Here is an 18,471-nt window from a genome sequence, read left to right as displayed (position 1 = left end):
ACCGCCGGCCCCCGTCGCCGGCGGGCTGGTCGTCGGGACCGGTCAGGACCAGGCCGCGGGCTCGGCGATCACCTGCAGCAGGTGGCCGTCGGGGTCGGCGACGGTCGCGCAGTACCCCCACGACTGCTCGGCGGGTTCGGCGACCACCTCCGCGCCCGCCGCCCGGGCCCGCTCGACCAGGGCGTCGACGTCGGCCGGGGCGTCCACCGGCAGGCTCAGCAGGCACTCCACCGTGCCGGGCCCGGCGGCCGTCCGGCCCGGCGTCATCCAGCCGAACCCTCCGGGAGGCACCAGCATCAACCGGCAGCCCTCGCCCAGCTCGACCTGCAGCGGTTCGGGGACGCCGTCATGGGCCAGCGGGCCGGGGGTGGGCAGGCCGAGCCCGGCGCCGTAGAAGGCGTGGGCGGCGACCCGGTCGGTGGTGGGCATGGCGATCACGGTGCTGCGGCTCATGCCCGGTCCGACCGTCGCGGGAAACCGAACTCATCGCCGCCGATGAGTCCGCGGCCGGAGCGGGGTCCACCCCGATGGACGTCCCGACCCGAGGAGGAGCCGTGCCCGACCTGACCGCCCAGACCCGAGAGCTGAGCCGACTGGTGGCCGAGGTGCCCGAGGAGGCGCTGGGCCGCCCCACCCCCTGCCCCGACTACACCGTGGCCGGGCTGCTCGGCCATCTGCACGGCCTGTCGGTCGCCTTCGCCGACGCCGCCCGCAAGGTCGACGGCCCCACTACGCGGACGGCCCCCGACCCGACCGCCGTCACCCTCCCCGACGACTGGCGCCGCCGCATCCCCGAGGCGCTGGACGGGCTGGCCGACGCCTGGCGGGAGCCCGGGGCCACCGAGGGCACGACGGTCGCCGGCGGGATCGAGATGCCGGCCGAGGAGATGGCGGTGGTCGTCACCGACGAGCTCGTGCTGCACGGCTGGGACCTCGCCGTCGCCACCGGGCTGCCCTACACCCCCGACCCCGAGGCGCTCGAGACCGCGTTCGGGATGTGCTCGTCGATCCCGGACGACCCAGAGGCGCGCGCCGGGCTCTTCGGGCCGGTGGTCCCGGTGCCCGAGGACGCCCCGCTGCTCGACCGCACCCTCGGCGCCGCCGGGCGCGACCCGCGCTGGACGCCCTGACCACCGCACGGGAGGCTGGGCCCGTGCAGCTCCAGCCCGGCTACGACGTCCTCGCCGAGACCTACCACGAGGTGCTCCCGCTCCCCTACCAGACGCCGCTGGAGGAGCACGCGGTCGCCGCCTTCGCCGACACCGTCCTCCGGCGGGACGCCGCCGGGGTGGTGGTCGACGTGGGCTGCGGCACCGGTGGGGTCGCCGCGGACCTGACCGCCCGCGGGCTCGCCGTGGTGGGGGTCGACCCGTCCAGCGCGATGCTGGTGATCGCCGCGCGGGAGCATCCCGGGCTCACCCTGCTGCGGGGTGACGCCCGGCTGGCCGCGCTGCCGCCGGAGCAGCCGGTCGCCGCCGTCATCGCCCGGTTCAGCCTGATCCACGTGCCGCCCGAGGAGCTGGCGGAGGTGTTCGCGGTCTGGCGTTCCCGGCTCCCGGCCGGCGGCCCGGTGCTGGTCGCCTTCCAGTGCGAGGACGACCCCTCCCGTCCGTACGAGGAGTTCGACCACAAGGTGGCCCGGGCCTGGCGCCCGCACCCCGACGCGATGGCCGACCGACTGACCGCCGCGGGCTTCGCCGAGGTCTGGCGCACGATCAGCCGCCCCGACGCGATGCACCGCTTCCCCGAGTGCCACCTGCTCCTGTGCCGCACCGAGGACGTCCCCGGCTGAGACCGGCTCCCCAGCGGTCAGGCCAGGGCCGGATCCCGCATCCGCGGGCCGAGCCAGGGGTCGTCCTCGCCGGCGATGCGGGCGCGAAGGGCGTCCAGCCGGTCGCCGGCGGCCATCCCCCGCTCGCCCACCCACGCCTCGTCGTAGTAGGTGTCGGTGTAGCGGTCGCCGCGGTCGCAGAGCAGGGTGACGATGCTGCCGGGCTCGCCGGCGTCACGCATCCGCTCGGCCAGGTCGAGGGCCACCACCAGGTTCGTGCCGGTGGACGGACCCGGCGCCACCCCGAGCACCTCGTGCACCAGGTGCATCCCGGCCACGGAGTCGGCGTCGGCCACCGTGCGGACCTCGTCGACCACGTGCGGCAGGAAGGACGGCTCCACCCGCGGACGTCCGATGCCCTCGATCCGCGAGCCGGGTCCGGTGACGTCCAACCGTCCGGTGCGCCAGGCCTCGGCGTACACCGAGCCCTCCGGGTCGGCCACCGCCAGCCGGGTGCGGGTGCGCCGGTGCCGGGCGTAGCGGGCGATGGTGGCCGAGGTGCCGCCGGTGCCCGCGCCGGTCACCACCCAGGCCGGATCGGGGTGGCGCTCGTCGGCCAGCTGCTCCCAGATCGAGGCGGCGATGCTGTTGTTGCCGCGCCAGTCGGTGGCCACCGCGGCATTGCGGAACTGGTCGAGGTAGTAGCCGCCGGTGCTGGCGGTGAGCCGCTCGGCCTCGGCGTAGACGGCGTCGGCCTGGTCGACGGTGACGCACCGCCCGCCGTGGGACTCGATCAGCTCGAGCTTGCGGCGGCTGGTGCTCGCCGGCACCACGGCCACGAACGGCAGCCCCAGCAGCCGGGCGAACCAGGCCTCCGAGACCGCGGTCGAGCCGCTGGAGGCTTCCACCACCGTGGTGCCCGGGCCGATCCGTCCGCCCACCAGCCCGTAGAGGAACAGCGAGCGGGCCAGCCGGTGCTTCAACGAACCGGTCGGGTGCGCCGACTCGTCCTTGAGGTAGAGGTCGACACCCCACCGCCGCGGCAGCGGGAAGCGCAGCAGGTGGGTGTCGGCGCTGCGGGTGGCGTCGGCGGCGAGCTCGGCGATCGCGTCGTTGACCCAGCGGCGGTCCGGTGGCTGGCAGGCGGCGGGCACCCGGTCACTCTGGCCGACCGGGGTGCCCGCGTCCAGCGGCACGCGGCCTGCCCGCTCAGGTCTCCAGCGCGGTGACGCTGCGCATCACCTCGGGCCAGCGACGGTCCAGCGAGCGCCCGCCCAGCAGGACGCCACCGGCGACCACCGCGCCGCCGATACCCAGGCCGAGGGCCAGGGCCAGCCACTCCAGGCCGTCGACGAACAGCGAGGCGATACCGGCAGCCAGCACCGGTGCCGAGACGACGACCGACACCCCGGTGACGAGCAGGAAGGAGAGCATGCCCTCCACCCCGCCGCTGGAGCCCTTGCCGAACGGGTTGCCGCCCGGTGGCGGGGCGTGGCCGGGCCAGAACACGCTGATCCAGCTGGCCACCCCGCTGACGACCAGGGCCGTGCCGAAGGTCATCGCCAGGCTGGCGACCAGCAGGTCCCAGCGTCCGGCCACCGCCACGCAGGCCAGCACCACGACCGTCAGCAGGGGCACCACCAGCGCCGCCACCGCGAGCAGCCGCCCGGCCCGGTCGTCGCGGCCGCGCAGACCGGTGTGCACGTGCAGCGCCAACGCCGAGCCGTCGTAGGCCAGCTCGAAGGCGACCACGGTGCCGAGGATGAGGGAGATGGTGAGCGGGGCCAGCACGATCACCAGGTCCTGCGGGTCCGGCTGGACGAACTGGAGGACCACGACCATCGCCGGCAGCACCACCAGCGAGGCGAGGTTGGCCAGGTGGCGGGGGTCGCGGCGCCAGTACCGCACCGACCGGGCGGCGACGGCCCCCTTCGGGCTGGTGCCGAACAACCGGTCCACCGCGCCGCCGGGACGGACCTTGCCCGAGCCGCTGCGCCCCTCCAGCGGGCTGGTCAGCCGCCGCTGCAGGAAGTGCCGCCAGCCGGCCCAGCAGGCCACCACGAGGGCCACCGCCAGCAGCAGCCGCGCCGCCGCGGCCAGCCACTGCCCCTGGGCCACCGAGGCCGGCACCGCCCAGGCCCAGCCCAGCGGCGTCCAGCCGGCTATCTCGGCACCCCGCTCCAGGGAGGCGCCCCAGGCGGCCGGGTCGGTGCCGACGCCCTGGGCCACCACGTTGACGCCGACGGCGATGCCCACCCCCGACAGCGCCAGCGCGACCACGGCGAGGTCGCGGAAGCGCCGGGTGGAGAGCATCTCGGCCAGCGCGTCGGTGGCCAGCCGGGACAGCAGGAAGCAGGTCACCACCCCCAGCGGCACCGCGAGCAGGGCGGCGACCGCGGGAGCGACCGAGCCGCTCCAGGCCACCACCAGCCCGAGCGCGACGACGGTGGTGGCGATGCCGGGGATGCCGAGCAGGCCAGCCACGAGCAGCCCGGGCTGCAGCCGGCGGGCGCTCACCGGCAGCAGCGCGAACTTGGCCGGGCTGAGCGTCTCGTCGATGCCGGAGACCAGCACCGAGAAGACCACCCAGCCCAGCGTCACCGCCGAGAACGCCAGCACGGTGACACCGCTGATGAGCTCGACCGACCCGTAGGCGCGCAGCGCGACGAACCCGGCGTAGGACACCGCGATGACGCCCAGGCCGTAGAGGGCGCCGAGGACCAGACCGACGACCTTGAGGACGCTGCGCAGCAGCGCGTTCTTGAGCAGCGTCAGCTTGAGCCTTACGAGGACCGCAACCACGACAGCGCCTCCTCGTCGAGCTGCTTGCCGCCGACCAGGTCGACGAACCGCCGCTGCAGCGACTCCCCGGCCCGGATCTCGTCCAGGGTGCCGGTGGCCAGCACCCGGCCCTGGGCGATCACGGCCACGGTGTCGCACATGTTCTCCACCAGCTCCATCACGTGGCTGGACAGGACCACCGTGCCGCCGCCGGCGACGTAGCTGCGCAGGATCGCCCGGATGGTCTCCCCCGACACCGGGTCGACCGCCTCCAGCGGCTCGTCCAGCAGCAGCAGCCGCGGGGCGTGGATCAGCGCGCAGGCCAGGCCGATCTTCTTCGTCATGCCGGCGGAGTAGTCGACCACCAGGTTGTCGGCGTCCTCGCTGAGCCCGAGCGCCTCCAGCAGCTCGCCGCTGCGGGTGTCGACCAGCCCCGGGTCGACCGAGCGGAGCAGCCCGACGTAGCGCAGCAGCTCCCGGCCGCTGAGCCGGTCGAAGAGGCGGACGCCATCGGGCAGCACCCCCATCCGGGCCTTGGCCGCGGCCGGGTCGGCCCACACGTCGGCGCCGAGGACCACCGCACGACCGGCGTCGGGGCGCAGCAGCCCGGTGGCCATCGACAGCGTGGTGGTCTTGCCGGCGCCGTTCGGCCCGACCAGGCCGAACATCGACCCCGCCCGCACGTCGAGGCGCAGGTCGGCCACGGCCACCTTGGCGCCGAAGGACTTGTAGAGGCCCTGCAGCGAGAGCGCGATGTCGTTCACACCGCTCAGTCAACCAGTGGATCGGCCCGCCGACGGTGACGGTTGTCAGGAGGTCGCCGGGCGCTCTTCACACCCGGCGGCCCCCGTCATGCCGCGGACGACCGGTCAGGCCAGGGACTCGATCCAGGCCTCGTGCAGGGCGGCGTAGCGTCCGCCCTGCGTGCTGGTCAGCTCCGCGGGGCTGCCGTCCTCCAGCACCTGGCCGTGCTCCAGCACCAGCACCCGGTCCGCGATCTCCACCGTGCTCAGCCGGTGGGCGATGATCACCGCGGTGCGCGAGGCCAGGATCGTCTGCAGCGCCTGCTGCACCAGCCGCTCGCTGGGGATGTCGAGGCTGGAGGTGGCCTCGTCCAGGATCAGCACGGCCGGGTCGGCCAGGAAGGCCCGGGCGAAGGCGATCAGCTGACGCTGACCGGCCGACAGACGTCCGCCGCGCTTGGCCACGTCGGTGTCGTAGCCGTCGGGGAAGGTGTCGATGAAGGTGTCCGCCCCGACCGCCTGCGCGGCCGCCCGCACCTCCTCGTCGGTGGCGTCGGGACGGCCGAAGCGGATGTTGTCGGCGACGGTGCCGTCGAACATGAAGTTCTCCTGGGTCACCATCACCACCGCCCGGCGCAGCTCGTCGTCGGAGAGCTCGGGCAGCGGGACGCCGTCGAGGCTGACGGTGCCGCTGGTCGGGTCGTAGAACCGGGCCATCAGCTTGGCGATGGTGGTCTTGCCCGCCCCGGTGGTGCCCACCAGGGCGACCGTCTGACCCGCCGGGATGTCCAGATCCAGCCCGGGCAGCACCGGCCGGTCGGCGACGTAGCCGAACTCGACGCGGTCGAAGCGGATGTGGCCGGACGCCTTCGGCAGCGGCGTGGGCCGCTGCGGCGGGGCCACCTTCGGCTTCTCCTCCAGCACGCCGGAGAGCTTCTCCAGGGCCGAGGTGGCGGACTGGAAGGTGTTGTAGAACTGGCTGATCTCCTGCATCGGCTCGAAGAACAGCCGCAGGTAGAGCAGGAAGGCCGTCAGCACGCCGACGGTCATCTCGCCGTGCAGCACCCGCCAGCCGCCGTAGAGCAGCACGACGCCGATGGTGATGTTGCCGACGAGCTTGACCCCCGGCATGAAGATCGCGACCAGCCGGAACGCCGTGACGTTGGCCTCCCGGTAGCGGTCGGCCAGCCGGGCGAAGATGTCGTTGTTGCGGTCCTCGCGACGGTAGGCCTGCACGGCGCGGATGCCGGTCATGGTCTCCACGATCTGCACGATCACCGCCGCCGACGCCTCGCGGACGCTGCGGTAGGTGACCGCGGTGCGGCGGGAGAACCAGCGCACCAGCAGCATCAGCACCGGGAAGGAGGCCAGGCAGACCAGGCCGAGCTGCCAGTCCAGGGTGAGCATCAGCACCCCGACGCCGACCATGGTCAGCACCGCGGTGGTCAGCCCGGAGAACCCGGACTGCACCATCTCGGCGATGGCGTCGACGTCGCTGGTCAGCCGGGAGACCGCGCGCCCGGAGGTGTAGCGGTCGTGGAAGGCGACGTCGAGCTTCTGGAAGTGGCGGTAGGTGCGGCGGCGGATCTCCAGCAGCACCTGCTGACCCACCCGGCCCGAGCCGCGGATGAAGGCCATGTTGCCCGCCGCCTGGACGAGCACCGCGCCCAGCATCAGCGCCATGGTGGTGACCAGGGGGCCGACGGCGTCGTCGTCGACCAGCGCCGGGATGCCGACGTCGATGCCCTGCTGGACGAGGTAGGGCGGGGCCAGCCGGGCCCCGTTGGCCAGCACGACCACGACCAGCAGGATCCACAGCGCCCGGTGGTGGGGGCGGACCAGGTCGCGCAGCAGCGCCCAGGACCGGTGGCGCAGGAAGACGGAGCCGGTCTGGTCGATGTCCTCCGCACCCTCGGCCCGCACCCCCCGCCAGGCCTCGACGTCCACCGCGTCACGGGGTTCGCTGCGGCTGGCGCGCCCGGTCCGGGCCGCCCCGCGCGGGTCCTGCTGCACCGGCGCGCTCATCGGGCCACCTCCGCCCGGGCCCGCCGGTCCGCTCCGCCGGGGCCGTGGTCGCGCAGCTCGTCGGACTCGGCCTCGAGGTCGAACTCCGCCGACATCAGCTCGCGGTACTCCCGGCTGGTGCGCAGCAGCTCGGTGTGGGTGCCGGTGGCGACCACGGTGCCGCCGGACAGCACCGCCACCCGGTCGGCCAGCATCACCGTGGAGGCGCGGTGGGCGACCACGATGCCGGTGACGTCGTGCAGCACCCGCTTCAGGGCCTCCTCCACCAGCGCCTCGGTGTGGATGTCGAGGGCGCTCAGGGTGTCGTCGAGCACCAGCACGCGGGGGCGCACCAGCACCGCCCGGGCGAGCGCGAGCCGTTGGCGCTGACCGCCGGACAGGCTCATCCCCTGCTCGCCGATCCGGGTGTCCAGACCCCAGGGCAGGTCGTGCACGAAGTGGGCCTGCGCCACCTCGATCGCCTCCTCGATCTCGGCGTCGGTGGCGTCGGCGCGGCCCAGGGTGAGGTTCTCCCGTGCCGACATCGAGAACAGCGTCGGGTCCTCGAAGGCGGTCGCCACCAGGGTGCGCAGGTGGCGCAGGCGCAGGTCGCGGATGTCCACCCCGTCCAGCGTGATCCGCCCGGCGGTGACGTCCACCAGCCGCGGCACCAGCGCGGTCAGGGTGGTCTTGCCCGACCCGGTGCCGCCGACCACGGCGAGGGTCTCACCGGGGGCGATGTCGAGGTCGATGCCGTGCAGGGTGTCGGTGTCGGCGTCGCCGAAGCGGAAGCCGACGCCCTCGAAGCGCAGGTGCCCGCGGGGCTGGTCGATCTCGCCGTGGCCGTCGACCAGCACGTTCTCGGTGTCGAGCACCTCCGCGATCCGGTCCGCGGCCGTCATCGCCTCCTGCGTCATCGCCAGCAGGAAGCCCAGCGCGGCCACCGGCCAGATCAGCGACAGCAGCAGCTGGATGAAGGCGACCAGGGTGCCGAGGGTGAGCTGGCCGTTCGCGGTGGCCATCGCCCCGAAGCCCAGCACCAGGATCATCGTGCAGGTGGGGATGACCTCGAGGAAGGTGATGAACCGCGACAGCACCCGGACCCGATCCATGGAGGTCTCGTAGAGGACGCCGGTGCGCGCGGCGAAGCCCTGGTAGAGGTGCGCGAAGCGTCCGAAGGACTTGATGACCCGCAGCCCGTGGATGCCCTCCTCCACGCTGGAGGCCACATCCCCCTGCTCGTCCTGGATCTTGCGCGACAACCGGGTGAGCTTCTTCTCGTTCGTCAGGCAGAGCCACGCCACCGGGACGATCGAGGCGAGCACCACCAGGCCCAGCGGCCAGTAGAGGTTGAGCAGCAGCACCAGCACCACGGTGATCTGCAGCACGTTGACGACCAGGAAGATCATCCCGAAGCCGAGGAAGCGTCGGATGATGGAGAGGTCGGTCATCATCCGCGACAGCAGCTGGCCGGACTGCCAGCGGCCGTGGAAGCTCATCGGCAGCGACTGCAGCTTGGTGTAGAGGTCGGTGCGGATCAGCCGCTCCGAGCCGTTGTTGGCGCGCGAGACGATCCAGCGCCGCAGGAACAGCACCACGGCCTCGGCGATCCCCACCCCGACGGCGAACACCCCGAGGACGAGCAGGCCGCGCTGGTCGGACCGGCTGATCGGGCCGTCGATGACCTGCTGGGTGAGCAGCGGGATGAGCAGGGAGAACCCGATGCCCACCACCGAGGCGACCGCCATGATCAGGTAGCGCGCCCCGTAGGGGTAGAGGTAGGTGCGCAGCCGCCACAGCGAGGTCGTGTCGCGCTTGCGCGCCGGCGCCGGGGCGATCAGCGGGCGCTGGGGATCGGGTGCGGAGGAGGTGGGCGGTGGGGACGCGATGACGGTGCTGGCCGCAGGCATGGAGGTAGCCGTCCTTGGCTGGTGCGGGATGGGGCTTGCTGACCATCCAATACCACCGGGGGGCGAGGTCAAAATGGATAACCCCGTTAAAGAACCAGGACTTATGGACCCCATCACGACCGGCTCTGCAGCGCTTCCCCCTCCCCCGCCGCGCCGGAGAGCCGGGACGGGCCGCCGACGATCAGCGCCGCTGCCGGCGAGCGCCCAGCGCGACGGCCACGTTGACCCCCACGATCCCGGTCCAGGACACGGCCACGCCCAGCAGCCCGGGCTCGACGTTGGTGGCGCCGATCGCGGTGATCGGGATCCCGACGGCGAGGGAGATGATGCCGAGCACGAAGCGCTGCGTGCGGGCCTCCCGCTCCGCCTTCTCCGCGGCGGTGCCGGACGCGGCCACCTGCTGCAGCTCCGCGCTGCGGGCCGCCGCCAGCTGCTCGATCCGCTCGGCCAGCCCCGCGGCGATGGCGTCCTCGTAGTCGGGGCCGAGCTCGCGGCGGGCGGCCAGCGCGGCGTCGACCTCCGGACGCGTCTGCGAGGCGGGACGCGGCTGCTCGCGCGGGGTCGGTGCGACGCCGGACGGGAACGTGCTCATGCCCGGAACACTAGGCGCTCCTCCCCCTCCTGGACACGGTCCAGAGGGTGGTTCGGGGGTGGCTCCGGGGCACCCTGGGCCGTCCCTGGTCCGGCGTGCGGAGATCCCGCTGCGCGCGACCCGCGTGGGACGATGGCCCCATGCTGCTCCGCCTCCTCGCCAACGCGGCCGCCCTCGCCGTGGCCACCTGGGTGCTGCCGGGGATCAGCCTGACCGACGGCTCGACGCTGCAGAAGGTGCTCGTGCTGCTCGGGGTGGCGCTGATCTTCGGCATCGTCAACGCGGTGGTCAAGCCGGTCTTCCAGCTCGTCACGCTGCCGGTGATCATCCTCAGCCTCGGCGTCTTCCTGCTCGTCATCAACGCCGCCATGCTGGGGCTGGCGTCCTGGGTCAGCGGGCTGCTCGACCTCGGCTGGCACGTCGACGGATTCTGGAACGCGTTGTTCGGCGCGCTGATCGTCTCCGTGGTCAGCTTCGTGCTCAACGCCTTCCTGCCCGACCGCAAGAACCGCCGGGGCCGCGCATGAGCGGGTCGTCGACCGGCCCCCGGCGGGTGGTCTTCGTCTGCTGGGGCAACATCTGCCGCTCGCCGATGGCCGAGCGGGTGGCGCGCAGCTGGGCGGCTGACCAGGGCGGGCTGGACGACGTCGAGTTCAGCAGCGCCGGGGTCAGCCGCGAGGAGCTGGGCAACCCGATCGACCCGCGCGCCCGGGCCTGGCTGCGCCGCCACGGCCACGACGCCGAGGGCCACTCCGCGCACCAGGTGGACGCCGAGGAGATCGCCGGTGCCGAGCTGGTGGTGGCGATGGAGGAGCTGCACGTGCGCCGGATGGAGCAGATCACCGGACGGGTCAACGACAACGTCCGGCTGCTCACCGACTTCGACCCCGGCGCACCCGCGGGTGCCGGGGTGCCCGACCCCTGGTACGGCGACGAGGAGGGGTTCGGCGACACCATGGCCAGCATCGAGGCCGCGATGCCGGGCCTGCTCGCCACCCTGCGGGGCGAGCGCACCGACGCCGGCTGAGGCCCCGGACCGCGGCGGCGCGCGGTGCGCGAGCCGCAGGCGTCCGGCGTCGGTCGGAGACTCTAGGGTGGACGCCATGCACATCCTGGTGGTGGACGACGACCAGGCCGTCCGTGACTCCCTGGCCCGGTCCCTGCAGTACAGCGGTTACGAGGTCAGCACCGCCACCGACGGCGTGGAGGCCCTGGCCCGGCTCTCGGCGGTCCGGCCCGACGCGGTCGTGATGGACGTGATGATGCCGCGGCTGGACGGCCTGGAGACCACGCGGATGCTGCGCTCCACCGGCAACGACGTGCCGATCCTCGTGCTCACCGCCCGCGACGCGGTCGGTGACCGGGTGGACGGGCTGGACGCCGGCGGCGACGACTACATGGCCAAGCCGTTCTCCCTGGACGAGCTGCTGGCGCGGCTGCGGGCCCTGGTGCGGCGGGCCGGCACGGTGACCGAGTCCACCGACCCCACCGCCCACAACCTCACCTTCAGCGACCTCTCGCTCAACACCCAGACCCGGGAGGTGCTGCGCGGCAGCCGCTCGATCAGCCTGACCCGCACCGAGTTCGCGCTGCTGCAGGCGTTCATGGAGAACCCGCGGCGGGTGCTGGAGCGCAGCTGGCTGCTCAACGAGGTGTGGGGTTTCGACTTCCCCACCACGGCCAACTCGCTGGAGGTCTACATCGGCTACCTGCGGCGCAAGTCCGAGGCCGAGGGTGAGACCCGTCTGATCCACACGGTGCGCGGCGTGGGCTACGTGCTGCGTGAGACCCCACCGTGATCCGGTGCCGGAGCGCGGGGCACCCAGCTCTTCGGCGGGCGGGGGCCGGCCCGACGAACCGGCCCCGCCGGAGGCGTCCGGACCGATGAGGACGATCTGGCAGTGGCTGGGGCAGCCGACCCTCGGGCGGCGGATCTCGGTCCTCACCGCGGTCGCGGTGGCCTGCGCGGTCATGCTCACCGGTCTGGCCGGCTGGCTGGTCACCCGGGTCTCGCTGTACCAGCAGCTCGACAGCGAGCTGACCGAGGTCGCCTCCTACACCTCCGACCTGGTCTCGGCCGACCTCAACACCATGGGCGGGCTGGCCCCGGAGCGGCTGCGCTCCATCAACGTCACCCTGCTGGTGCTGCGCTCCGACGGCCACACCCAGCGGGTGCCCGGGGAGCGGGTCACCCTCGACTGGGGCGCGGAGGAGATGGCGATCGCCCGGCTCGGCCAGGGCTCCTCCGCGCGCGACGGCTTCGCCGACGACGGCACCCCGTACCGGATCGTCGCGGTGCCGATGCCCGACGTCTCCGACGGCGGCCAGTACGCGCTGGTGATCGGCCGCCCGCTGCAGCCCTACACCAACATCCAGTTCTCGCTGGCGCTGGTGATGGCGATCTTCGGCGCGATCGCGATCGTCGGGGCCGCCTTCATCGGCTACGCCGTGGCCCGCTCCAGCCTGCAACCGGTGCGCGAGCTGTCGGCGGCGGTGGCCCGGGTGACGGTGACCGACCACCTCGACCCGATCGTGGTCCGCGGTGACGACGAGCTGTCGCAGCTGACGCGCTCGTTCAACACCATGCTGTCCTCGCTCAGCCTCTCCCGCGAGCGGCAGCGGCGGCTGATCGCCGACGCCGGGCACGAGCTGCGGACGCCGCTGACCAGCCTGCGCACCAACATCGAGCTGCTGGTCGCCGACGACCGCACCGGCATGCTGCCCGAGGGGGCGCGCGCCGACATCCTGCGCGACGTCGCCGCCCAGCTCAGCGAGTTCACCACCCTGGTCGGCGACCTGGTCCAGCTGGCCCGTGAGGACCGGGTGGAGCCGTCCCCGGAGCCGATCGACCTGCGCGAGATCACCAGCAACGCCATCCAGCGGGCCCGCCGGCGCGGACCGGGGCTGAAGTTCGACGTCGAGCTCAACCCGCTCTACCTGATCGGCGAGCCCGACACCCTGGAGCGGGCCATCACCAACCTGCTCGACAACGCGGTGAAGTTCTCCCCGCCCGGTGGCACCGTGCACGTGCTGCTCGAGGGCGACCGGTTGCGGATCTCCGACCAGGGGCCCGGCATCGCCGACGAGGACCTGCCGCACATCTTCGACCGCTTCTACCGTGCCGACAGCTCCCGCAACACCCCCGGCACCGGGCTGGGGCTGTCGATCGTGGCCACCACGGTCGCCCGGCACGGCGGCTGGGTGAAGGCGGGACGCTCCGCCGAGGGTGGTGCGGAGTTCACCGTGCAGCTGCCGGGGACCACCAGCCCGGACGAGCTGGAGGACGACTCCGACGAGCAGACCCAGGTGCTGCAGCGCGTCACCGACTGACCCGTCCCGCCGGACCGTCGCCGGGGGTTCCGCACCAGGGCGGTGGGGCCCTAGCATCAGCGCGGGACCGGCTGGACGGGACCGGCATCGGCAGCCTCGTGCCGGATCCCAGGAGCTCCCGTGCCGCTGCCGACCGACCGCGCACCCCACCCCTCCTCCCCCGCCGCCCGCCCCTCCCGGGGTGTCCGGGCCGTGGCGCTCGCCGGTGTCGCCACGCTGCTGCTGACGGCCGCGCCGCAGCCGGCCCGGGCCGACGGGCCGAGCGAGGACTACGTCGTCATCGCGACCACCGAGCGCGCCGCCGACACCGTGGCCGAGCGGATCGACGGCGAGCAGGTGCCGGCGCCGCAGGGCAGCCCCGCCGAGGCGACCCTGGTGGTGGCCGAGCTCACCGAGGCCGAGGCGGCGGCGGTCGAGGACCGTCCCGACGTCGAGGCCGTGGTGCCCGACGTCCGGCTGCGCAGAGCGCCCGCCGTCGCCTCCAGCAGCCGCGCCACCGCCGTGCCATGGGGGCTGGACCGGATCGACCAGCGCAGCCGCACCCTCGACGGCGTCTACCGCACCCCCACCACCGGCGCCGGCACGGTGGTGGCCGTGGTCGACGGCGGGATCAGCTACGACCACGCCGAGCTCGCCGGGCGGATCCTCACCGAGGACGACTGGGACTTCGTCGGCCGGAACATCGACGACCCCGACGACGGGGACGCCTCGGCCGCGGAGTGCACCAGCGGCAGCGGGCGCGGCCACGGCACCCACGTGGCGGCCACCGCGGCCGGGGCGACCCTCGGCGTCGCGCCGGGGGCGTCGGTGCTACCGCTGCGGGTCTTCGACTGCGAGGGCTACGCCAGCTTCGCCGACCTCTACTCCGCCTTCCACCACGCGCTCGCGCTGTCGCGGGTGCGGGAGGAGCGGATGGTCGTCAACTACTCCGGCGGCGTCTACACCGACGAGCTCGACGCCGGTGGCCGGGAGGCGGCGCGGGTGATCGAGCAGAAGGTGGCCGAGCTGGTCGCCGCCGGCGTCCCGGTGGTGACCGCGGCCGGCAACGCCGACGTCGACTCCTGCCTGTCCAGCCCCGGCCGGCTGCCCGAGGTCATCAACGTGGCGGCCTCCACCTCCGCCGACCGGCGGGCGGACTTCTCCGACCGCGGCCGCTGCGCCGACCTGTTCGCCCCCGGGGTGGGCATCCGTTCGGCGTGGGTCGGGTCGCGGACGGCCACCAAGGTGCTGGACGGGACGTCGATGGCCGCCCCACACGTCACCGGCGTGGTGGCGCGCCTGCTGCAGCGCTCGCCACGGGCGACCAGCGCGCAGGTGCGGCGGGTGCTGACCGACCAGGCCACCTGGGACGTCGTCGGCGGCAGCGCCGGCACGCCGAACCGGCTGCTCTACGCCGACCTCCGGCTGGCCCCGCCGTCGGCGCCGACCTCGGTGGCCCTACGCACCGACCACGCCCGGCAGAGCGTCGTCCTGTCCTGGAAGGCCCCCACCCGCTCCAACGGGCCGACGACCACCGGCTACCGGGTGACCCGTTCGGGCACCGACTCCCGCGGCACGGGCCCAGAGAGCGTGCTGGTGGGCCGCACCGAGCGGGCCAAGACCTTCCGCTACCTGGTCCCCGGCCGCAGCTACACCTTCACCGTGGCCGCGGTGAACGGTGCCGGCACCGGCCCGGCGGTGACCACGAAGGTGACCGTGCTCAAGCCGCCGGGGAAGCCGGCCACCCCGGTGCTGCGGTCGGGTTCGACGAAGGACTCCCCCGTCTCGGTCACCGTCGACTGGGACCGCCCCTCCGGCTCCGCGCTCACCTCCTACCGGGTCACCGTCCGCCGCACCTCGGACGGGGCGACGAAGACGATGACCGTGCCCGCCAGCTCGAGCACCTGGGTCAAGGTCACCGGGCTGAGCCGCGGCAAGACCTACACCGCCACCGTCCGCGCCGTGAACGCGGCCGGGCAGGGGCCGCTCTCGAGCACCTCGAAGAGCGCCACCGCCCGCTGACCCGGGACGTCAGGATCGGCCGCGGGTGGCGCGGGGGGTGTGCGTGGGCAGGGTCATCCGCGGGCCGCGGCGCGGCGGCCGGGGTGCGGTGAGCTCGATCAGCAGCTGCACCCGGAAGCGGTGCCCCCGGTAGGGCTCCAGGGCCTCCAGCGCGGCGTCGTCGTCGCCCTTCACCCCCGTCAGGGCGTAGCTGAGGTGGCCGCCGACGTGGTAGTCGCCGATGCTCCAGGCGTCGGCGTCGCCGTGGGAGCGCTGGCGCACCTCCGCCGAGGTCCACGGCCCGATCCCGGGGAAGGAGCGCAGCGCCCGGTCCACGTCGGAGGACCGGCGTCCGCTCAGCCGCTCCAGCGCGCTGCCGCGCACCGAGCAACGCACCAGCGGCGCGCTGCGGCGCTGCTCCACCCCGGCGGCCAGGAAGCGCCAGCTCGGGATCCGGGCCCAGGTGGCGACGTCCGGCGGCAGCCGCAGCCCGTAGCCGCTGGAGCCCGGGTCGCGCGCCGGCCCGGGGGCGGGTTCGCCGAACTCGCGCACCAGCAGGCGGAACGCCGACAGCGCCTCGTCGCTGGTCACCACCTGCTCCAGGCAGGCCGGCGCCAGGGCCTCGTGCACCCGGTCGCTGGCCCCGATCCGCAGCCCGTGCAGTCGGCGGGCGGCGGCGAGCAGCACGGGATGGCGGGGCTCGAACCCCGACGGGTCGTCCTCGGCACCGAGCAGCCGGGGCGCCTGCTCCAGCGTCCACTCCGCACCCGGCCCCCAGGCCTGCACCCGCACCCCCTCGGGCAGGGCCACCCAGACGCTGGTGGCCGGGCCCTCCGGCGTCCGGCTGGCCCGCCACCACTGCCCCTCCGACAGCCGCCGGTGGGTGGGGTCGGCGACGCCGTGACGCAGCTTGCCCAGGTTGAGCCGGACCGCGAGCAGCGGGTCGCCGTCCAGCTCGACGAGCCGGACGGCGCCGTCGGCGGGCCGGGCGGCCCGGGTCACCGGTCGCTGGACTTGACCCACGGGTGCGGTTCGCACTCGCCCACCGACTTCGTCTGCTGCATCATGATCGGCGCCCGCTCCCCGGCGGCCGGGCAGTCGACGTGGTCGTAGCCGAGCCGGTGCCCGACCTCGTGGTTGACCAGGTACTGCCGGTAACCGGTGATGTCGTCGCCGTAGGCGTCGGCGCCGAAGACCCAGCGCTTGGCGTTGAGCACCACGTTGTCGCCGTTGCGGCAGGACACCTCGCCCCGGGTCAGCAGCGGGTAGCAGAGCTCGTCGGTGGTGTCGGGGGTGGTGACGTAGATGGTGAAGTCGTAGCGGTCGCCGCGGCCGACCAGCTGGAAGCGGACCGAACCGTCGCCGGTCCAGCTGCGCTCGTCGTCGAGGATGCCGGCGATCGTCTTCGCGGTGGCCTCCGCGTCCAGGTCGAGGTCGCGCTCGACCCGCACCCGGTACCGCAGCACCTCACCGCGCTTCCCGCTCGGCTTGCGCGTGGTCTTCGCCACCGTGTACTCCTGCGAGCCCGCGGTGGGGACCGTCGGCTCCGGGGACGGCTCGGGCTCGGGCTCCGGCGGTGGAGCGGCGTCCGGATCGGCGGTCGGACCGACCAGCTCGGTCGAGGCCGGCGCCGGCGGCGGGACGACCGGCTCGGCGTCCAGCTCGACGGCGGGGCTGATGCTGCGCACCCCCACGATGCCGATCGGCAGGGCCAGCACCAGCGCGGCCACCAGTACCCAGAGACGGTAGTTCGGGCGGGCGGGGACGGCGCGGCGGGGTCCAGGAGCTGCCCGGCGGGGGGAAGACCCTCCGGTAGGGTGCAAGACGTCGGCGGACGCCGTGTCCGTCGGATCGGTCACGATCATCAAGACTAGGCGAACTCGTGTCTCACACCCATCTCCACCACAGCGGGCCGTCGACCCCGGAGTCGGCCGAACGGCAACGCCGGGCCCTGCGCATCCTCGTGGTGGCCCTGGTGCCGCTGGCCGTCTGGACCCTGGTGGGGCTCGTCGTGATGTGGCCCACGAACGTCGAGGAGCACATCCGCTCCGACGCGTCCACGTACTCCGTCGAGGGCGTGACGACGCCGGAGGGCCGGATCGTCAACGTCTCGGAGGTCAACTGCGACGGCCTGGAGGGCTCCAGTCCGGGCTCGGAGAGCGTCTGCGCCGACATCGGCGTGGAGATGCTGCAGGGCCCCGAGCGCGGGCAGATCGTGCACGTGACGCTCACCTCGGCGGTCTACGACTCCGGGGTCGAGGTGGGCCAGCGGGTCAGGCTGTTCCGGGTGCCGATCCCCGACGCCCCGGCCGGCTACCAGTTCTCCGACTTCTCCCGCCAGGTGCCGCTGGTCGTGTTCACGCTGGTCTTCGCCGCCGGCATCGTCGCCGTGGCGCGGCTGCGCGGGCTGATCGCGCTGGTCGGGCTGGCCTTCGCCGGCTTCGTGATGATCAGCTTCATGTTCCCCGCGCTCATCAGCGGCTCCAACCCGGTGATGGTGGGGCTGGTGGGCAGCTCGGCGATCATGTTCGTCGTCCTCTACGCCACGCACGGCTTCAGCACCCGGACGTCCACCGCGCTGATCGGCACCCTGGCGGGGCTGATCGTCTCCGCGGCGCTGTCCTACGGGGCGGTGGAGTGGGCCCACCTGACCGGGGTGGCGGCCGAGGACGACTTCCTGCTCTCCAACTCAGCACCCGACCTGACGCTGTCCTCGGTGGTCATCATGGGCATCATCATCGCCAGCCTGGGCGCGCTCAACGACGTCACCATCACCCAGGCCTCCGCGGTGTGGGAGCTGGCCGAGACCGAGCGGGACGCCGGCAAGATCTTCCGCCGGGCGATGCGGATCGGGCGGGACCACATCGCCTCCACCGTCTACACCATCGCCTTCGCCACCGCCGGCGCCTCGTTGGGCGTGCTGCTGCTCATCACCATCTACGCCCGGCCGTTCTTCGACGTGGTGCAGCAGGAGCAGTTCGCCGCCGAGGTGCTGCGGACCATCGTCGGCTCGATCGGGCTGGTCGCCGCGCTGCCGCTGACCACCGCGATCGGTGCGGCGCTGGTCAGCCTGACCCGCCGCGAGGGCGAGCCCGAGCTGCAGCCCGACCAGCGGCGTCCGCGCAACGAGGGCGACGAGCTGCTCGACCTGCACTGATCCCGCGACCTCCTGCGGTTCGAGCTCATCGCGGACGCCGCGCGGATACCTCGAACGGCGGAAGGGGTCGGCGGGTCGCCACCACGTCGGGCCACGCCGTGTCCGCGGTTCGAGGTGATCGCGGATGGGCAGGTTCAGGAGCCAGCGCAACACCCGATCGGTGGAGGCTGTTGTGGTTGTTGCTGCTGGGGTGAAGGCGCAGG

General features: G+C 73.6%; 17 protein-coding genes. 8 read left to right on the top strand and 9 right to left on the bottom strand.

Annotated elements, in window-relative coordinates:
• Positions 1–42: 42 nt before the first annotated feature.
• Entirely contained in the window at positions 43–453 is a 411-nt protein-coding gene (locus DT076_RS15785) for a VOC family protein (protein ID WP_114127677.1), read from the bottom strand.
• A 101-nt stretch (positions 454–554) separates the two neighbouring features.
• On the opposite strand from DT076_RS15785, the gene DT076_RS15780 reads away from it, so the two are divergent.
• Both DT076_RS15780 and DT076_RS15775 read left to right on the top strand, forming a co-directional pair.
• A complete protein-coding gene (locus tag DT076_RS15780; RefSeq protein ID WP_233494006.1) occupies positions 555–1,130 on the top strand; it encodes a TIGR03086 family metal-binding protein in 576 nt (191 codons plus the stop codon).
• Between the two features lie 23 nt (positions 1,131–1,153).
• Positions 1,154–1,792 (top strand): class I SAM-dependent methyltransferase, encoded by a 639-nt coding sequence (locus DT076_RS15775; protein ID WP_114127675.1) that lies wholly within the window; start codon positions 1,154–1,156, stop codon positions 1,790–1,792.
• 17 nt (positions 1,793–1,809) lie between these two features.
• Here DT076_RS15775 and DT076_RS15770 read toward each other — a convergent pair whose 3' ends face one another.
• From DT076_RS15770 to DT076_RS15745, 6 genes are all read right to left on the bottom strand, one after another.
• Positions 1,810–2,967 carry a PLP-dependent cysteine synthase family protein gene (locus DT076_RS15770; protein WP_325048379.1) on the bottom strand — a complete coding sequence of 386 codons (1,158 nt, stop codon included), beginning with the start codon at positions 2,965–2,967 and terminating at the stop codon, positions 1,810–1,812.
• Positions 2,968–2,980: 13 nt separating this feature from the next.
• A complete protein-coding gene (locus DT076_RS15765; protein ID WP_114127674.1) occupies positions 2,981–4,573 on the bottom strand; it encodes a hypothetical protein in 1,593 nt (530 codons plus the stop codon).
• The gene (locus DT076_RS15760) at positions 4,555–5,316 is read right to left on the bottom strand and encodes an ABC transporter ATP-binding protein (protein WP_233494005.1); all 762 of its coding nucleotides are present in this window, start codon (positions 5,314–5,316) and stop codon (positions 4,555–4,557) included. The genes DT076_RS15765 and DT076_RS15760 overlap by 19 nt, the downstream gene beginning before the upstream one ends.
• Before the next feature lie 105 nt (positions 5,317–5,421).
• The gene (locus DT076_RS15755) at positions 5,422–7,320 is read right to left on the bottom strand and encodes an ABC transporter ATP-binding protein (protein ID WP_114127672.1); all 1,899 of its coding nucleotides are present in this window, start codon (positions 7,318–7,320) and stop codon (positions 5,422–5,424) included.
• Positions 7,317–9,209 (bottom strand): ABC transporter ATP-binding protein, encoded by a 1,893-nt coding sequence (locus DT076_RS15750; protein WP_114127671.1) that lies wholly within the window; start codon positions 9,207–9,209, stop codon positions 7,317–7,319. Before DT076_RS15750 ends, DT076_RS15755 begins: the two co-directional genes overlap by 4 nt.
• Positions 9,210–9,390: 181 nt before the next feature.
• Complete coding sequence (locus tag DT076_RS15745) at positions 9,391–9,801, bottom strand: hypothetical protein (RefSeq protein ID WP_114127670.1); 411 nt, start codon at positions 9,799–9,801, stop codon at positions 9,391–9,393.
• 140 nt (positions 9,802–9,941) lie between these two features.
• On the opposite strand from DT076_RS15745, the gene DT076_RS15740 reads away from it, so the two are divergent.
• From DT076_RS15740 to DT076_RS15720, 5 genes are all read left to right on the top strand, one after another.
• The gene (locus tag DT076_RS15740) at positions 9,942–10,328 is read left to right on the top strand and encodes a phage holin family protein (protein WP_114127669.1); all 387 of its coding nucleotides are present in this window, start codon (positions 9,942–9,944) and stop codon (positions 10,326–10,328) included.
• Positions 10,325–10,828 carry a low molecular weight protein-tyrosine-phosphatase gene (locus tag DT076_RS15735; protein WP_114127668.1) on the top strand — a complete coding sequence of 168 codons (504 nt, stop codon included), beginning with the start codon at positions 10,325–10,327 and terminating at the stop codon, positions 10,826–10,828. Before DT076_RS15740 ends, DT076_RS15735 begins: the two co-directional genes overlap by 4 nt.
• Before the next feature lie 76 nt (positions 10,829–10,904).
• Positions 10,905–11,600: a response regulator transcription factor gene (locus DT076_RS15730; RefSeq protein ID WP_114127667.1), complete on the top strand. Its 696-nt coding sequence runs from the start codon at positions 10,905–10,907 to the stop codon at positions 11,598–11,600.
• An 85-nt stretch (positions 11,601–11,685) separates the two neighbouring features.
• Positions 11,686–13,131, top strand: coding sequence for a sensor histidine kinase (locus DT076_RS15725; RefSeq protein ID WP_114127666.1), 1,446 nt, complete (start codon positions 11,686–11,688; stop codon positions 13,129–13,131).
• A 120-nt stretch (positions 13,132–13,251) separates the two neighbouring features.
• Complete coding sequence (locus tag DT076_RS15720) at positions 13,252–15,132, top strand: S8 family serine peptidase (RefSeq protein ID WP_114127665.1); 1,881 nt, start codon at positions 13,252–13,254, stop codon at positions 15,130–15,132.
• Between the two features lie 9 nt (positions 15,133–15,141).
• Here the strand turns inward: DT076_RS15720 and DT076_RS15715 are convergent, their stop codons facing one another.
• Together DT076_RS15715 and DT076_RS15710 are read right to left on the bottom strand one after the other, a co-directional pair.
• Complete coding sequence (locus tag DT076_RS15715; protein ID WP_233494004.1) at positions 15,142–16,134, bottom strand: DNA-3-methyladenine glycosylase family protein; 993 nt, start codon at positions 16,132–16,134, stop codon at positions 15,142–15,144.
• Positions 16,110–16,841 (bottom strand): DUF3152 domain-containing protein, encoded by a 732-nt coding sequence (locus DT076_RS15710; RefSeq protein ID WP_158548169.1) that lies wholly within the window; start codon positions 16,839–16,841, stop codon positions 16,110–16,112. The genes DT076_RS15715 and DT076_RS15710 overlap by 25 nt, the downstream gene beginning before the upstream one ends.
• 152 nt (positions 16,842–16,993) lie before the next feature.
• Between DT076_RS15710 and DT076_RS15705 the strand changes: the two genes are divergently transcribed.
• Positions 16,994–18,268: a YibE/F family protein gene (locus DT076_RS15705; protein ID WP_233494003.1), complete on the top strand. Its 1,275-nt coding sequence runs from the start codon at positions 16,994–16,996 to the stop codon at positions 18,266–18,268.
• Positions 18,269–18,471: the final 203 nt, after the last annotated feature.

The organism is Desertihabitans brevis (assembly GCF_003327535.1).
In the GTDB taxonomy this organism is placed as follows: domain Bacteria; phylum Actinomycetota; class Actinomycetes; order Propionibacteriales; family Propionibacteriaceae; genus Desertihabitans; species Desertihabitans brevis.
The sequence above is the reverse complement of the archived record's forward strand: the minus strand, read 5'-3'. Positions and strand labels throughout refer to the sequence as shown.

Bases quoted from the DNA above. Each gene is read 5' to 3' on its own strand.
- DT076_RS15740 (WP_114127669.1), top strand. From the start codon at position 9,942: ATGCTGCTCCGCCTCCTCGCCAACGCGGCCGCCCTCGCCGTGGCCACC.
- DT076_RS15745 (WP_114127670.1), bottom strand. From the start codon at position 9,801: ATGAGCACGTTCCCGTCCGGCGTCGCACCGACCCCGCGCGAGCAGCCG.
- DT076_RS15755 (WP_114127672.1), bottom strand. From the start codon at position 7,320: ATGAGCGCGCCGGTGCAGCAGGACCCGCGCGGGGCGGCCCGGACCGGG.
- DT076_RS15730 (WP_114127667.1), top strand. From the start codon at position 10,905: ATGCACATCCTGGTGGTGGACGACGACCAGGCCGTCCGTGACTCCCTG.
- DT076_RS15725 (WP_114127666.1), top strand. From the start codon at position 11,686: ATGAGGACGATCTGGCAGTGGCTGGGGCAGCCGACCCTCGGGCGGCGG.
- DT076_RS15750 (WP_114127671.1), bottom strand. From the start codon at position 9,209: ATGCCTGCGGCCAGCACCGTCATCGCGTCCCCACCGCCCACCTCCTCC.
- DT076_RS15785 (WP_114127677.1), bottom strand. From the start codon at position 453: ATGAGCCGCAGCACCGTGATCGCCATGCCCACCACCGACCGGGTCGCC.
- DT076_RS15735 (WP_114127668.1), top strand. From the start codon at position 10,325: ATGAGCGGGTCGTCGACCGGCCCCCGGCGGGTGGTCTTCGTCTGCTGG.